This is a genomic window from Pseudomonas sp. B21-009, from assembly GCF_024749345.1.
In the GTDB taxonomy this organism is placed as follows: Bacteria; Pseudomonadota; Gammaproteobacteria; order Pseudomonadales; family Pseudomonadaceae; genus Aquipseudomonas.
This window is the reverse complement of record NZ_CP087199.1, coordinates 621143-636886: the sequence shown is the minus strand read 5'-3', so window position 1 is coordinate 636886 and position 15744 is coordinate 621143. Positions and strand designations below refer to the sequence as shown.

The 15744-nt window shown below is 64.4% G+C and carries 17 protein-coding genes; 10 read left to right on the top strand and 7 right to left on the bottom strand.

Going from position 1 to position 15744, the window contains the following annotated elements; translation table 11 throughout:
* The first annotated feature begins 2 nt into the window (after positions 1-2).
* On the top strand, positions 3-599 hold the full coding sequence (locus LOY34_RS02845; protein ID WP_093376541.1) for a MarC family protein: 597 nt from the start codon (positions 3-5) through the stop codon (positions 597-599).
* On the opposite strand, the gene LOY34_RS02840 is transcribed toward LOY34_RS02845, so the two are convergent.
* From LOY34_RS02840 to cobG, 7 genes are all read right to left on the bottom strand, one after another.
* The gene (locus tag LOY34_RS02840; protein ID WP_093376545.1) at positions 596-1219 is read right to left on the bottom strand and encodes a hypothetical protein; all 624 of its coding nucleotides are present in this window, start codon (positions 1217-1219) and stop codon (positions 596-598) included. The genes LOY34_RS02845 and LOY34_RS02840 overlap by 4 nt on opposite strands.
* The gene (locus LOY34_RS02835; RefSeq protein WP_195885589.1) at positions 1212-1895 is read right to left on the bottom strand and encodes a hypothetical protein; all 684 of its coding nucleotides are present in this window, start codon (positions 1893-1895) and stop codon (positions 1212-1214) included. The genes LOY34_RS02840 and LOY34_RS02835 overlap by 8 nt, the downstream gene beginning before the upstream one ends.
* Before the next feature lie 54 nt (positions 1896-1949).
* Entirely contained in the window at positions 1950-2639 is a 690-nt protein-coding gene (locus tag LOY34_RS02830; protein ID WP_195885588.1) for a hypothetical protein, read from the bottom strand.
* 102 nt (positions 2640-2741) lie between these two features.
* Positions 2742-4442 carry a precorrin-3B C(17)-methyltransferase gene (gene cobJ, locus LOY34_RS02825; RefSeq protein WP_195885587.1) on the bottom strand — a complete coding sequence of 567 codons (1701 nt, stop codon included), beginning with the start codon at positions 4440-4442 and terminating at the stop codon, positions 2742-2744.
* Positions 4442-5173 (bottom strand): precorrin-2 C(20)-methyltransferase, encoded by a 732-nt coding sequence (locus LOY34_RS02820; RefSeq protein WP_195885945.1) that lies wholly within the window; start codon positions 5171-5173, stop codon positions 4442-4444. The genes cobJ and LOY34_RS02820 overlap by 1 nt, the downstream gene beginning before the upstream one ends.
* The gene (locus tag LOY34_RS02815) at positions 5173-5799 is read right to left on the bottom strand and encodes a precorrin-8X methylmutase (RefSeq protein WP_123565000.1); all 627 of its coding nucleotides are present in this window, start codon (positions 5797-5799) and stop codon (positions 5173-5175) included. Before LOY34_RS02815 ends, LOY34_RS02820 begins: the two co-directional genes overlap by 1 nt.
* On the bottom strand, positions 5792-7126 hold the full coding sequence (gene cobG / locus LOY34_RS02810; protein WP_309475819.1) for a precorrin-3B synthase: 1335 nt from the start codon (positions 7124-7126) through the stop codon (positions 5792-5794). The genes LOY34_RS02815 and cobG overlap by 8 nt, the downstream gene beginning before the upstream one ends.
* 116 nt (positions 7127-7242) lie before the next feature.
* On the opposite strand from cobG, the gene cbiE reads away from it, so the two are divergent.
* The 9 genes from cbiE (at position 7243) to LOY34_RS02765 (ending at position 15688) form a co-directional block, all read left to right on the top strand.
* Positions 7243-8454, top strand: coding sequence for a precorrin-6y C5,15-methyltransferase (decarboxylating) subunit CbiE (gene cbiE / locus LOY34_RS02805; protein ID WP_195885584.1), 1212 nt, complete (start codon positions 7243-7245; stop codon positions 8452-8454).
* Entirely contained in the window at positions 8447-9544 is a 1098-nt protein-coding gene (locus tag LOY34_RS02800) for a cobalt-precorrin-5B (C(1))-methyltransferase (protein WP_195885583.1), read from the top strand. The genes cbiE and LOY34_RS02800 overlap by 8 nt, the downstream gene beginning before the upstream one ends.
* Positions 9541-10254, top strand: coding sequence for a cobalt-precorrin-6A reductase (locus LOY34_RS02795; RefSeq protein WP_195885582.1), 714 nt, complete (start codon positions 9541-9543; stop codon positions 10252-10254). The genes LOY34_RS02800 and LOY34_RS02795 overlap by 4 nt, the downstream gene beginning before the upstream one ends.
* Positions 10255-10766: 512 nt before the next feature.
* A complete protein-coding gene (locus LOY34_RS02790; RefSeq protein WP_045196974.1) occupies positions 10767-11204 on the top strand; it encodes an NfeD family protein in 438 nt (145 codons plus the stop codon).
* A gap of 23 nt (positions 11205-11227) precedes the next feature.
* The gene (locus LOY34_RS02785) at positions 11228-12085 is read left to right on the top strand and encodes an SPFH domain-containing protein (RefSeq protein ID WP_045196972.1); all 858 of its coding nucleotides are present in this window, start codon (positions 11228-11230) and stop codon (positions 12083-12085) included.
* 96 nt (positions 12086-12181) lie between these two features.
* Positions 12182-12574: a DUF2946 domain-containing protein gene (locus tag LOY34_RS02780; RefSeq protein WP_045196971.1), complete on the top strand. Its 393-nt coding sequence runs from the start codon at positions 12182-12184 to the stop codon at positions 12572-12574.
* A gap of 47 nt (positions 12575-12621) precedes the next feature.
* Entirely contained in the window at positions 12622-13095 is a 474-nt protein-coding gene (locus LOY34_RS02775) for a copper chaperone PCu(A)C (RefSeq protein ID WP_045196966.1), read from the top strand.
* Positions 13096-13114: 19 nt separating this feature from the next.
* On the top strand, positions 13115-13543 hold the full coding sequence (locus LOY34_RS02770; protein ID WP_093376587.1) for a DUF2946 domain-containing protein: 429 nt from the start codon (positions 13115-13117) through the stop codon (positions 13541-13543).
* A 78-nt stretch (positions 13544-13621) separates the two neighbouring features.
* Positions 13622-15688, top strand: a complete 2067-nt coding sequence (locus tag LOY34_RS02765) for a TonB-dependent copper receptor (protein ID WP_258664257.1) — start codon at positions 13622-13624, stop codon at positions 15686-15688.
* Positions 15689-15744: the final 56 nt, after the last annotated feature.

Genomic DNA, 15744 nt, shown 5'->3' with positions numbered 1-15744 from the left:
CCATGCTCCATGAGTTGTTCAGCGTCTACCTGAAAATGCTCGTGCTCTACAGCCCGTTCTTCGTGCTCTCGTGCTTTATCAGCCTGACCCGCGGCTACTCCAGCAAGGAGCGCAAGCAACTGGCCTGGCGCGTGGCAATCGCCGTGCTGATCGCCAGCGTATTGCTATACCTGTTCGGCAGGGTGATCTTCGGCATATTCGGCATCACCGTGGATGCATTTCGCATCGGTGCCGGCAGCGTGCTGTTCATTTCCGCGCTGGGCATGGCCCAGGGCAAGTCGGCGGTGCAGACCGACAACGTGCAGCAGGATGTAACCATCGTGCCGCTGACCATCCCCCTGACCGTCGGCCCTGGCACCATCGGTGCACTGCTGGTAATGGGGATTGGCCAGCCGCACTGGGACGACAAGCTGCTGGCCATCGTCAGTATTGCCATGGCCAGCTTCACCGTCGGCCTGGTGTTGTACCTGTCGAACCGTATCGAGCGGATTCTCGGCGACCAGGGCCTGCAGATTGTCAGCCGTTTGATGGGGTTGTTTGTCTGCGCCCTGGCGGCGCAGATCATCTTTACCGGAATCAAGGGTTACCTGGTGCCCTAAAGCTCCAGTTCAAGGATTTCCCGCAGGGCGATAGTCGCCAGGCTCCGCTCCACCTTGCTTCTGAACTGTTGATCGAACAGACGGGTGTTAAAGCGCACCAGCTCGGCCCTGACCTGCTGGTGCCGGCGTTTACGAAACAGAAAGCCGGCGGTGATTTGCGATTGCTCAAGCTCTTCGTAATACAGCACCATATCCACCGAGCCATTTCGGCCCGGCGCACACGGCAACAACTGAAACACGCCCTGCTCACGCGTACGCCGCTCAAACTGTACCAAGGCCCTGGCGTCCTGCTTGAGCCCCCGCATGGCCAATTCCGTCGAACTTGCATACTGGCTGCCGGCGACGGCCGAGATGGCCTTTAGCGCGCTATCGACAACATCCGAGCGCTCGTTGCCCGGCCAATGGACCTCGCTAGGCGGCACCGCGTCCCAGCCGTAGAACTTCAGCTTGTTCTTGTAATAGCTGAACCAGTCCTGAACCTGGCCCTGCTCGTGGACAAAGCGCGTTTCCTGCTCGGCCTGCAGTATTGCCAGCTGTACCGAGCTGCGCTGCCCCGGCGACAAGCCGGGCATGAATGACATCAGGCTTGCGCCCACTACGGCTACCTGTTGTTCACTCATGGATGCCTCCTGGCAGATTCCTGGTCAACGAAGGATGCTCTTGTTGCTTACGCTCGATCAAAGCTCGCAACTGAACACGCTGCGGCTCGTACTGCTGACCATCCAGATGCGCCACCAGCCCTTTGACCAACACCTCCCCCTGAAACCCCTTGGCAAGCAACGGCCCCTCGATACTGACCTGCTCTACCGGCTCCGACGCATGCAAGGCGATGCTGCACAGGCTGATGACAGGCCCTGGATGAACCAGGCCAATCTCAAGGGCAATACGCGTGCCACACTCGCGCCCCTCGAAAGTGAAGTCGCGAAACTCATCCAGGCTGCTCTGCGTGCCCTTGAGTGTGCTCAAAGCCGCTTCAATGATGCCGTCCGCCGTCTCGTACTGGCTGTCCAGCCAAAGGCGCAACGGCTGAATGGGCGCCAACAACGAGCCGGCGCTTGCAGACTGCGTATCGTGGTAGAACTGGGTGATGATCCACCCCCGCGCCGAGAGTTCCTTTCGGTAACTTCCAAACCAGGCTTGATAGTGCTCGAAGCGCGACCCGGCCAGCTTGTTGGCCCGTAACTGCGAATACAGCAGCGAGTCGAACACCGCCTGGCGCTGGGCAGGCGCCACTTGCGGGGCAATCAACAGCAAGGTGCCGCCAGCCGTGCATACCGAATAGTCATCCGTTTCCATGGTCTTTGCTCCTGCAAAGGCAGGATGGCCCACCTGGCGAGCCATCCCGAACAATCAGATCTCGTAGTCCAGTACGTTATTGATGCTGCGCTCGCCGAGTCTCCCTTCAATGGTGGCGCGTACGCCCTCATACACTGACTTGTTGAACGACAGTGCTGCAGAGCCGGTGTAGAACTCGGCAGAGCTGCTGTTCCATTCCAGAACGAAGACATCCAGGTCCTTGGCAGAGGTGTCCGAATGTAGGCAGCTCATGGCCAGGACCACTTCACCCTCAGAGGTTTCGATACAGGAGGCCAGACCGATGGTGGCGGTTTTTTTGTTTTTGACGTTGCGATCAAACAGCTTCTGCGCCTGCTCGACCTGCCCCAGCTTTGCCAGTGCATCGCCAGTCAGCTTGTTCAGCGCCACACCGACGGGGCCGCCCATCACCGCAGTGCCTATCGCGCCCAGCGCCTTGGAGGCGACGGCACCGACAGTCAAGGTCTTGGAGGAAGTAAATTCGCGCTCATAGCTACGACGTGCGGTGACCCAGCCGCAGTCCTGCAGAACTTTAAGAAACTGCTTGAACCAGGCTTCACCCTGGCCTTCCTGGTCATACAGCTTGCTGGCCACCAGCGATGCGAACTGGTAGGAGTTTTTCACGTCGGTGCGGCTTTGCACGGACATGCCGGCACCAAACGCCATCAGCGATTGTTCCAGAACTGCAGCGGTATTGGTGCTCAGAATTTCGGTGGTGTCGTTCATCTCGAATAGTCCTTTTCATGAAGCCCCGGTCGCTATCGACGGGGGCTTCACGCTATTCGAGACGGCCGCTTCAATCAGGATCGAAAGCCTTCCACGGCAGCATCAATGCTGCGGTGGATACCAACGCGGGGTATAGACCCACTGACCACCGTCAGCGCGGGCAAACTCGCAGGTCGTCGAGGATCCGACCAGCACCATGGTGCGCATATCGACCATGTCCGTTTGCAGCTCACCGAGACTGACCACCCTCAGTGTCTGACCCGGCCTACCGATGTCGCGGCCAAGGACTACAGGAGTCAGCTCGGCTCGATGCTGGCGGACAATTTCCAGGGCCCGCCCGAGCTGCCACGGCCGCGAGCGCGAGATCGGGTTGTAGAAGGCCAGCGCCAGGTCGGCCTGGCAGGCCAGGTCCAGGCGCTTCTCGATGATCGACCAGGGCTTGAGGTTGTCCGACAGCGACAGCACGCAGAAGTCGTGGCCCAAGGGAGCGCCGGCCTGCGCTGCAGTTGCCAGGGAAGCGGAAACGCCGGGCAGCATTTCCAGCTCCACTGCGTGCCAATCCGGATCGTTCGACTCGTGCAGCGCTTCGAGCACCGCCGCGGCCATGGCGAACACACCAGGGTCGCCCGAAGACACCACCACTACCGAACGCCCTTGCGCCGCCAGCTCGAAGGCATGCCGGGCACGCTGCATCTCTTCGCGGTTGTCGGTGCAATGTAGCACCTGATCGGCACGGAACGGCCCGGCCATGCGCACATAGGTTTCATAGCCGAGTACGTCGTTGGCCCGCGCCAGCTCCGCCTTGACCGCCGGCACCATCAGGTCGGCAGCGCCAGGCCCGAGGCCGATCACCGCCAGGCGCCCGCGGGCGCGGCCGATCTGCTGCGGGTCGATCGGCTGGTTCGAGACCACGATGGCCAGGCCATCGCTCACCGACTGCGGTGGCAGCAATTGCGGCAGTGCCTGAGCGGCCAGGGCGCTGGCATCACCAGCGCCTGGGGCAAAGCGCAGGGCCACACCCAGCTCGGCAGCAGCCGCGTGCAGGGCCGGGTTGGCCATGTGCGGCTCTGCGGCCAGCAGGCAAGCCAGCGCCGGCTCGGCAATGCGCGCCGCCTGCAGGGCAGCGCGAATGGCCTGGGCCAGTTCCGGCAGCACTTCGCTGACCGCGACCATGACACAACGCGGGTAGATCACCAGCTCATTGGCCGAGGTTGCACGGGCATCACAACCAACATGAATCGCCAGGTGCGCCTGCTCGCTTTGCGGCAGCTGCGCCTGTTCAAGCCAGGGCGCAGCGCCGTCGATACGCACGCTTTCGCCGGCCAGCAGGTCGGAGACGAAACGCTTGCCCAGCTCAAGGTCGGCCAGGGCATAACCGCTGGGCGGGTTGAGCAGGCAGGTACCGAAACGCAGCTCGCCACTGGTAGTGATCGCCGCCGCCACGCCCAGGCCGGCGCCGATTTCCCGGGCCATGCGATTGACCCCGCCGAGCCCGCCGAGCAGCGGCACCACAGCGCTGCCATCCTCGGCCACCGCCAGCACCGGCGGCTCGGCGCCCTTCTCAAGCAACAGGCCGGCCAGGGTGCGGATGACGATACCGGCAGCGCACAGGGCGATGATCGGCGTGTCGTGCTGATAGAGCTGGCGCACGGTGGCGCCGAATTCCTGGTAACTGCGGTCGGCGCCTTCGACCCGGCCCTCAAGGCCATGAATCAATGCGTCCGGGTACAACTGCTGGATCTTGCGGGCAGTGGCCAGGCTGCCGTTGCCAAGGATGACAATGGCCGGAGCTTTACGGGTCATCAACCTTGCCACCTTTCACCGGGCACGATGATCAGCGAGAAGTACGGCGAGGACTGCGGATCGACCTGGTCCAGGGCGACGATCTTCTGGTTGGCCATGGTTGCCCGCTCCACATACAGGGCACGCTCGGCCAGGCCGAGCTCGGCCAGCACATCGCGAACCTTGGGGAAGTTACGCCCAAGTTTCATGATCACCGCGGCATCGGCATCGGCCAGGCGGCGCTTGAGTTCGTCATGCGCCAGCACGCCGGAGAGTACCGACAGGCTCTGGTTGCGATACACCAGCGGCGCACCGAGCACCGAGGCGCCGCCGAGCATCGAGCAGACCCCCGGGATCACCTGCGCATCGTAGCGCTCGGCGAGGCGGTCGTGCAGGTACATGTAGGAGCCGTAGAAGAACGGATCGCCTTCGCAGATCACCGCCACATCGCGGCCGGCATCCAGGTGCGCGGCAACCTCGAGGCTGGCGGCATCGTAAAAGTCGCTGATGACCTGTTCATAAGACAACGGCGCCGGCAGCACCTCGGTGGTCACCGGGTACACCAGCGCCAGCAAGGTCTGGGCTTCCTGCAGATGGCTTTCGATGATGCCGAAGGCGTTGCCGCGCTTGCCCTTGGCGACAAAGTAGGCCACCACCGGCGACTCGCGCAGCAAACGCAGCGCCTTGACGGTAATCAGTTCTGGATCGCCGGGGCCAACGCCCAGGCCCAGCAAACGTCCACGAGCCTGCATCATTCGACCTCCGTGGCCAGGGCATTGACCGCGGCGGCGGCCATGGCGCTGCCGCCCAGGCGCCCTTGCATGATCACGAACGGCACGCCACGGCTGTCGGCAGCGAGCATCGCCTTGGACTCGGCGGCGCCAACAAAGCCCACCGGGAAGCCGAGAATCAACGCCGGTTTAGGCGCGCCAGCGTCGAGCATTTCCAGCAGGTAGAACAGCGCGGTCGGCGCGTTGCCGATAACTACCACGCTACCTTCCAGGTGCGGCCGCCACAGCTCCAGGGCCACCGCCGAGCGGGTGTTGCCCAATTCTCGGGCAAGTTCCGGCACCTGCTCGTCGCGCAGGGTGCAGATCACCGGGTTGTTGGCTGGCAGGCGTGCACGGGTAATACCCTCGGACACCATCCGCGCATCGCAGAGGATCGGCGCGCCGGCGGCCAGGGCATCACGCCCGGCCTTGCCGGCACCCGGGGAGAACTGCAGGCCATCGATTGCATCGACCATGCCGCAGGCGTGTATCACGCGGACCGCAAGCTTTTCCAGATCGGCCGGGATGCGATCGAGCCGGGCTTCCTCTCGAATGATCGCGAAGGAATTGCGATAGATCTCCTGACCATCGCGGATGTAATCAATCATCAAGGGTGCTCCGTGAGCAGGCGTCTAGCAGTGCGCCGGCTTCTTTTAGTGTGAGGTTGCGTGCGCGCAGGCGGCCGAAGCCAGGCTCAATTGCATCACGCAGGTACAAGTCGTAGTGGCCGGGGCTTTGCGCCAGCAAGGTGGCGGGCGCCACGTGGGCCATGGCGCACGAGCGCAGGCAGCCGCTCAAGTGCACGCTGGCCGGTGCTCCGGGCGCCAGCATGGTGGCCAGCAGGCGCGCATCGCCCTTGGTTTCGGCCTGGCCTTTGGCGCAGCCGGCGCAACCGGTGCAGGCGACCAGGCGCGCCAGTCGATCATGGGTCGAGACCAGCAGCCCCAATCGGGCCAGGCCGTCGACCACCTGCCCGGCGTGATGGTGACCAATGTTGGGCAGCAGCACGCCCTGCCAAGGGGTCATGCGCAAGGTGCCGTCGCCCTGCTCCCGTGCCAGCCGGGCCGCAGCGCGCAGCATCGAAGGGTTCAGACGCCCCAGGGGCGCTGCCGAACCGACGGCGCTCAGGCCGTGTTGCAGCTGTGGATAAATCCCCAGATAGCCCGCCGTTACCGGCGAGCGACGCCACTGGCAAACCGCCGCATCCGCCCGCACCGGCAAAACCAGCCCGGCGATAAACGCCTCGGGCGTATGTTCGCTGAGCAACTGGCGCATCCGCGTCTGCTCTGGCCGGGCCAGATCGAGAAAGCGCTTGAGTACCGCCAGTACCAGTTCGTGCCCGCGTGTCAGGGGTACAGCACCCAACGGCGCATCCGCGGCCGGGCAACCGGCAAGGCCGAATGCCAGCCACAGTTCGTCGTCAAGCTTCAGCGGGCTGAGCCACAGGTCATGGGGGTGTTCAAGCATCGCCAGGGCCTCGCCGCCATCCAGCTGCACGGCGAACTTGGCCGAGAGCTGATGAAAACGCGGGGTGGTTTCCAGCGACTGCAGCACCTGCTGCGCCAAAGGCCGGGTATCGAACAGCATCTGCCGATCAAGGCCGGCGACGGGGCTGAGCATCAGGTTGCGCACATCGTCGCCGGCGGCCTCGCGCGGGCCCAGGCCTGCGGCCAGCAGCCCTTCGATCAGCCCGGCGTGGTCGCCGCCGATGCCGCGAATCTGCAGGTTGCCACGGTTGGTGACTTCGATTTCACCACCGGCATAACGCTCGGCCGCAGCGGCCACGGCCTCGGCCTGAGCCGCCGTCAGCGCCCCGCCGGCCAGCTTGATCCGGCAGATGCCGCCGTCCAGCGCCTGGACGATGCGCCACAACCCCGGACAGGCCGAGGGACGCAGCGAAGCTTGGGGCTGGTGGGCCGATACAGGCTGGTTCAAAAGGTCACCCGGCAATCGTGAAAAGGCACTTCAGTGTAGAAGGCGCGGTATTATGCCTGCTTTGTCCGAAGGCATGAAAAGCCTGCCGGTCGGATTGCGTTGAATTGAGGAAATCCATGTCGCCCTGGCTGACAATAGTAGGTATCGGTGAAGACGGCTTCAGTGGCCTGGGCAAGCAGGCCCGGCGCGCGCTGCTGGGCGCTTCACGGGTGTTTGGCGGCCAGCGCCAGCTGGACCTGCTGCCGCACTGCATCAGCGGCGAACGCCTGCTGTGGCCCAGCCCGTTTTCCCTGGCGCCGGTACTGGCCCTGCGCGGCGAGCCGGTGTGCGTGCTGGCCAGCGGCGACCCGATGTTCTATGGCGTAGGCGCAAGCCTTGCGCGCCAGCTCGATGTCAGCGAAATGAACGTGTTGCCGATGCCCTCTTCCTGCGCCCTGGCCGCCGCCCGCCTGGGTTGGCCACTGCAGGAGGTGCTGACGCTCTCGCTGGTGGCGCGGCCGATCGCTGCGCTCAACGCCCACCTGTACAGCGGCGTGCGCCTGCTGGTGCTGAGCAACGATGGCAGCAGCCCGGCCGCGATCGCCGCCCTGCTGCGCGAACGCGGTTTCGCGCTGAGCCGCCTGCAGGTCTTCGAGCACCTGGGCGGCAGCGCCGAGCGTCGCCTTGAGGGCACTGCCGCGCACTGGCCGCACCCGCAAGTTGCCGACTTGAACCTGGTCGCCATCGAATGCCTGGCCACGCCCGATGCACCGCGCCTGTCGCCGCTTGCCGGTCTGCCAGACAGCGCCTTCAGGCACGACGGCCAGCTGACCAAGCGCGATGTGCGCGCCATCACCCTGGCGCGCCTGGCCCCGCAGCCGGGCGAACTGCTCTGGGATGTCGGCGCCGGCAGCGGCTCGATCGGTATCGAGTGGATGCGCGCCCACCCCAGTTGCCGGGCGTTGGCGATCGAGTCAGACGAGGGCCGCCAGCAACTGATCGAACACAACCGCGATGCCCTCGGCGTGCCTGGCCTGCAGTTGATCCGGGGTCGTGCGCCGATGGCCCTGCAGGGCCTGGAACGCCCGGATGCGATCTTCATCGGTGGCGGCGTGACCCGCGAAGGCGTGCTGCAACACTGCTGGCAGCAACTGCGCCCGGGCGGCCGCCTGGTGGCCAATGCCGTGACCCTGCAAAGTGAACTGGCGCTGGTCAACTGGCGCGAGCAGCATGGCGGCGAGCTGACCCGCATCCATATCGCCCAGGCCCAACCCCTGGGCGAGTTCGACACCTGGCGCCAGGCCCTGCCGATCACCCTGCTAGACGCGGTCAAGCCTGCCGATGCGTGACGAAACCCACGAACAACCCGCGCCACTGCGCAGCGGCCTGACCACTGGCAGTTGCGCCACCGCCACTAGCCTGGCGGCGGCGCGGCTGCTGCTGGGCGGCCAGAGCAACGATGCGGTGCAGATCACCTTGCCCAAGGGCAAGGTGGTGCAGATGCGCCTGGAGTTTTGTCGCCTGCACGAGAACGGCGCCGAAGCCGGCACCCTCAAGGATGCCGGCGATGACCCGGACGTGACCCACGGCGCCCTGCTCTACAGCCGCGTGCGCCTGCAGGCCGAACCCGGTGTGCGCTTTGTTGCCGGCCACGGCGTCGGCACGGTGACCCGCCCAGGCCTGGTGCTCGGCGTGGGTGAACCGGCGATCAACCCGGTACCACGCAGGATGATGACCGAGCACCTGCTGCGCCTGGCCGCCGAATTCGCCTACAGCGGCGGCTTCGAGGTCACGGTAAACGTGCAGGACGGTGAGAGCCTGGCGCTGAAGACCATGAACCCGCGTCTGGGCATTCTTGGCGGCCTGTCGATCCTCGGCACCAGCGGCATTGTCCGGCCGTTCTCCTGCTCGGCCTATATCGCCTCGATCCACCAGGGCATCGACGTGGCCAAGACCAACGGCTACCAGCACATCGCCGCCTGCACCGGCAATGCCAGCGAAGACACCATGCGCCGGGTCTACAACCTGCCGGAAATCGCCCTGATCGAAATGGGCGATTTTGTCGGCGCGGTGCTCAAGCACCTGCGCAAGGTGCCTGTGGATAAACTCAGCCTGTGCGGCGGCTTCGGCAAGATCAGCAAGCTGGCCGCCGGGCACATGGACCTGCACAGCCGCCATTCGAGCATCGACCTGCCGCAGCTGGCCGACTGGGCTGCAGCCATTGGTGCCGACCCGGCGTTGCAAGACGCTATTCGCCAGGCCAACACCAGCCAGCAGGCCCTGGCCCTCGCCAGTGCCGCCGGCATTGCCCTGGGTGATGCGGTCTGCGCCCACGCCCTGACCTTTGCCCGCAGCGTGGTGCCGGCGCAGGTGCAGGTGGAAGTGTTCGCCATTGATCGTCAGGGCGGCATCGTTGGCCATGCGGGGGGCTTTGCATGACGCGCATCCTGTTGCTCGGCGGCGTCACCGAGGCGCTGGCCATTGCCCGCACCCTGGGCCCACAGCACGTCTACAGCCTGGCCGGGATCGGCCGGGTGCCTACTGACCTGGACTGTCAGGTACGGGTCGGCGGGTTTGGCGGCGCCGAGGGCCTGGCCGCTTACCTGCGCGCAGAACGCATCGACCTGCTGATCGACGCCACCCACCCCTATGCCGCCCGCATCAGCGCCAACGCCGCCCACGCCGCGCAACTCACCGGTGTGCCGTGCTGGGCGTTGCGCCGCCCGGCCTGGCAAGCCCAGGCCAGCGATGACTGGCGCGAGGTGAGCGACTGGGCCGAACTGATCGACGCCCTGCGCCCGTTCCAGCGCCCGCTGTTCACCCTCGGCCGTGAGCCGTTGCAGCATCTGCACGAAATTCCCGCCCATCAATTCTGGACCTTGCGCGCCCTCGAAGCCTGCCCCGGCAATGCACGCTGCGAAGTGATCGGCGCCCGCGGGCCATTCCACCTGGAAGACGAACGAGCGCTGTTCGAGCGTCGGCAGATCGATGTGCTGATCAGCAAGAACAGCGGCAGCGGAGCGACCGAGCCTAAACTTGAAATCGCCAGGCAACGGCGAGTGCCGGTGTTAATCCTCAAGCGACCAATGCTGCCGGAAGTTGACAGGGAGTTCTTCAGCCCATCAGAGATGCTGGCAGACCTGCCTTGATGGCTTCCTTTGCACCACTGAGCTTGCCAGCGATCGACCGCAGAACGGTCGCAGTCCAGACAACACAGCTTTATCGCCTTGTCTGGCCACATCGCTGGCAAGCCAGCCCCCGCAGAAAACGGAGGCATTTCAATACAAGCACGGCTAACTAACGATTAAAGCCTACAACTAACAAAGATTTTTCTCACTTGGATCAACATTCCCATCCAATATTCCAGGTAACGTCTATCCAGCCAAAATGCCGCCTCTCACTATAAAGAGGATGATTGCATGTCATACTCAAACATCTCATATATCCCCCCTGGTACCCGTCATATCTGTGTTACGAGAAGGCCACCAGCAGGGCCCTCAAAACTGTCATGGGGTCGTTGGTTCGACATGCCACCTCCTAGTCAAGATTTCATGGAAGACAGAGAGCAACCTAGACCCAGCCAAGAAGCCGCGCCGCATAGCCCATAGCTACTCCACTGCCTTACAATACCCCCCCTCCTCCCCCGGAAGACTTCACCCATATGGAAATGCAATGGTGGATCTGGCTGGTATTCGGTTTCGGCCTCGTAGTGCTCGAACTGGTCCTGCCAACCTTCTTCATCCTCTGGTTCGGCATTGGTGCCGTGCTGGTTTCGTTCATTGCCTTCCTGGCGCCGAGCCTGCAGCTCGATATGCAGGTGCTGCTGTGGGTGGTGTTCTCATCGATCACCACGCTGCTGTGGTTCAAGGTTTTTCGCAGGAAGCAGCCGGACACCCGCTGGACTGCCGATAGCGTGATCGGCGAAGTCGGCCTGCTCACTGCCACGGTTTCCGAATTCCACAAGGGCCGCGTGCGCTTTCAAAAGCCGATTCTCGGCAATGAAGAATGGGTGTGCGTCGCCGATGCCGAGATCCCGGCCGGCGAGCGCGTGCGCCTCACTGCCATCGAAGGCAATACCGCCCGGGTTGCCCGGGCCTGATCAGTAAAAGGAAGCATTGACTCATGACCAGCCTTATCGTCGTCGGCACCATCGCCGCATTCGCCCTCATCACCCTGTTCAAGGGCGTGCGCATCGTGCCCCAGGGCGAGGAGTGGATCGTCGAGCGCCTGGGCCGCTACCACAGCACCCTCAAGCCGGGCCTGAACCTGCTGATCCCGTACATGGACGTGGTCGCCTACCGCCTGCCGACCAAGGACATCATCCTCGACGTGCAGCAGCAGGAAATCATCACCCGCGACAACGCGGTGATCGTCGCCAACGCGCTGTGTTTCGCCAAGGTCGTCGACCCGCAAAAAGCCGCCTACGGCGTGCAGGACTTCAGCTTCGCGGTCACCAGCCTGACCATGACCTCGCTGCGTGCCATCGTTGGCGCCATGGACCTCGACGAAGCGCTGTCGAGCCGCGAGCAGATCAAGGCGCGCCTGCGCGAAGCGATGTCCGAGCAGACCGAAGACTGGGGCGTGACCGTGCGCTCGGTAGAGATCCAGGACATCAAGCCGTCGCAGAACATGCAGGCGGCCATGGAGCGCCAGGCCGCCGCCGAGCGTGAACGCAAAGCCGACGTCACCCGCGCCGAGGGCGCGAAGCAGGCCGCCATTCTCGAAGCCGAAGCGCGCCAGCAGGCGGCCAAGCTCGACGCCGAGGCGCAGATCAACCTCGCCGAAGCCTCGGCGCGTTCCATCACCCTGGTTCGGGACGCGGTCGGCACCGAAATCACCCCGGCCATGTACCTGCTCGGCGAGCGTTACATCGGCGCCATGGAAAGCCTTGCCAGCAGCGACAACGCCAAGGTTGTGGTGCTGCCGGCCGACCTGCAGGAAACCGTGCGCGGCCTGATGGGCCGCAACAAACAGGCCTGATGCGAACCGGGAGTGCGGCACTTCACCGCACCCCCGGTAATTTTTCCTATACTGGGCGCTACAATAGCCACCTCTGATTCCTGACCGGATCTTTCCATGTCCCCATATCGGCCCGCCATCGCCTGGATTGCCTGCTTCGCAGTGCTGTTCAATCTGCTGGCCATGCCGTTGGCGTCCGCAGCCCCCAAGGGGCCGGCCGAACAACTGCTGTGGGGGGCCTTCTGTTCGAGCGTCGGGGCCAAGGCCAATCCGGCAATCATGGCCCTTGGCAAGATCGACCTCGGCCAGCAAGGCGATGACCATTCGAACATGCAGCACTGCTGGTGCTGCTCGGGCGCCGCGCCGTTGCTGGCGCTTCCCGGGCATGCGCCGCAACTGAGCAAACCGCTGGCCCTGTCGATCGGGCTCGAACCGCTGCTCACCGCCTATCAACCCACGCCACGCCAACAGTGGCCGGCCCTCAACCCCCGCGCCTCCCCTCTGGTCTGAGTTCACTACGCTACCTGTTGCGAACCTGAGTCGACTGGAGAATCACCATGTTCAAGAACGCCCTGCTGCTGGCCGCGCTGATGCTGCCGGCGACCTTTGCCACTGCCCATGAATACACCGTCGGCGAGCTGCATATCGCTCACCCGTGGTCGCAGGAGTTGCCGCCGAACGCGCCCAACGTTGCCGCCTATTTTGTCGTGCATAACAACGGCAAGAGCGCCGACACCCTGACCGGCGTCGACAGCCCGATCAGCGACGATGCCCAGCTGCACGAGCATGTGCACAAAGATGGCCTGATGAAAATGCAGCAGGTAATGAGCGTCGAAGTGCCTGCAGGCGGCGAGCTGAAATTCGCCCCCGGCGCCTACCATGTGATGCTGATGCAGCCCAAGGACCGCAGCCTGCTGGCTGACGGCAAGCGCTTCCCGCTGACCCTGCATTTCAAGCACGCCGGTGACATCACCGTCGAGGTCGCGGTGCAGAAACAGGCACCCGACGAGGCAGCCGCTCACAATCACTGATCGCTGAAGGCTGCCCGGCGTGACTAGCGCCCGCAGCAGGTTCACCCGCCCCGCACGTCCTGGTTCCAGGACGCTTCGCGGCAGCTGGCTGAGCCTGTTTGCCATGTTGATGATCTTTATCGGCCCACTGGTTTCCCAGTCGATGCCGATGGATCACCGTGCCATGCCGCCAGGCATGAACATGAGCATGGCCATGGACAGCGCCGCCGATTGCCATGCCGACAACCATCACGGCGGCAGCCCGGCGCTGAAGGTGATCTGGGAGAAGTGCGGTTACTGCAGCCTGTTCTTCCATTGCCCGGCGCTGCCCCAGGCCCTGAGCCTGCTCAACACCGAAGCCGTACCCGCCAGCAACCGGCTGATCGTCTACCCGCGCCAGGGCCATGCCCGGCAAACGGTATTCCCCGGCGCCCGCAGCCGCGCGCCGCCACCCTTCATCGTCGTCTGAGTTCACTCCCTGCGCCCGAAGTCCGGCATCAGCCGTCGACTGCGCGCACCCTTATGACTGATCGATGTTGGAATCATTATGTCCGGCTGCACCGCTGTTTTTCGTCTGTCCCTGCAAGGGACCATCGCCGTGATCTGCGGCACCCTGCTCAGCCCTCTGGCCCTGGCCGCAAGCCAGGCCGAAGACGCACATGTCCATGACCAGGCCGAGCTGAGCCCGACGGTGATCACCGCCGTGGCCCCGAGCTCGCCGCTGACTATCGTCACTAACCCCAAGGACCCACGCCAGCCGGTGCCGGCCAGCGATGGCGCCGACTACCTGAAAACCATCCCCGGCTTCTCGGCCATCCGCGCCGGCGGCACCAATGGTGACCCGGTGCTGCGCGGCATGTTCGGCTCGCGCCTGAACATCCTCACCAACGGCGGCGTAATGCTTGGCGCCTGCCCCAACCGCATGGACGCCCCGACCTCGTACATCTCGCCGGAGACCTACGACCGCCTGACCGTGATCAAGGGCCCGCAAAGCGTGATCTGGGGCCCGGGCGCATCGGCCGGGACCATCCTTTTCGACCGCGAGCCGGAAAAATTCGGCGAGCTGGGCAGCCGCGTCAACGCCAGCCTGCTGGGCGGTTCCAACGGCCGCTTCGACAAGGTTCTGGATGCCGCCACCGGCAATCGCTACGGCTATGCGCGCTTCGTCGGCAACCAGTCGCGCTCGGACGACTATGAGGACGGCAATGGCGACACCGTGCCGTCGCGCTGGGACAAGTGGAACGGTGACGTCGCCCTGGGCTGGACCCCGGACGCCGACACCCTGGTGGAACTGACCGCCGGCAAGGGCGACGGTGAAGCGCGTTATGCCGGGCGCGGCATGGACGGCTCGCAGTTCAAGCGCGAAAGCCTTGGCCTGCGCTTGGAGAAGTCCAACATCGGCGAAGTCTTCGACAAGCTCGAAGCCCAGGTCTACTACAACTACGCCGACCACGTGATGGACAACTACAGCCTGCGCACGCCCTCGGGCATGGGCATGATGGGCATGCCGATGGTCAGCAACGTCGACCGCCGCACCCTTGGCGGGCGGATCAAGGGCACCTGGCGCTGGGATGACCTGCAACTGATCAGCGGCATCGACGCGCAAACCAACGAACACCGCCAGCGCAGCGGCATGGGCGTCGATGCGCACAAGCACATGGCCTGGACCAAGGACGCCGACTTCCACAACTACGGGGTGTTCGGCGAGCTGACCTGGTACGCCGCCGAACAGGACCGGCTGATCACCGGCGCGCGCCTGGACCGCGCCTCGGCCAAGGATTACCGCGCCACCAGCGCCACCCGTGGCGACACCCGCGCCGATACCCTGCCCAGCGGTTTTATCCGCTACGAGCACGACTTGGTAGATATCCCCGCCACCACTTACCTCGGCCTCGGCCACGCCCAGCGCTTCCCCGACTACTGGGAGCTGTTCTCGCCCAAGTCCGGCCCGGCAGGTTCGGTCAATGCCTTCGACAGCATCAAGCCGGAGAAAACCACCCAGCTCGACTTCGGCATCCAGTACCAGACCGACACCGTCGACGCCTGGGCCTCGGGCTATGTCGGGCAAATCCGCGACTACATCCTCTTCGACTACCGCCCGGGGATGATGGGCATGCCAAGCTCGCAAGCGCAGAACATCGACGCGCGGATCATGGGCGGCGAACTGGGTGCGGCGTACAAATTGACCAGCAACTGGAAAGCCGACGCTACCCTGGCCTACGCTTGGGGCAAGAACAGCAGCGACGGCAAGGCACTGCCGCAGATGCCACCGCTTGAAAGCCGCCTGGGCCTGACCTACAGCCGTGATGTGTGGAGCGCCGGGGCCTTGTGGCGCCTGGTGGCGGCGCAGAACCGCATCGCCGAAAACTCCGGCAACGTGGTGGGCAAGGACTACGAGAAGAGCGGCGGTTTCGGCGTGTTCTCGCTGAACGGCGCCTACAAGGTCAGCAACAACCTCAAGCTCAGCGCCGGGGTCGACAACCTGTTCGACAAAGCCTACGCCGAGCACCTGAACCTGGCGGGCAACGCCGGCTTCGGCTACCCGGCCACCGACCCGCAGCCGATCAACGAGCCAGGGCGTACGTTCTGGACCAAGGTCGACCTGAGTTTCTGATCCAACCCGGGCGCGATCGTTGATCGCGCCTTACCCAGGCAACACGGGAGCGCTGC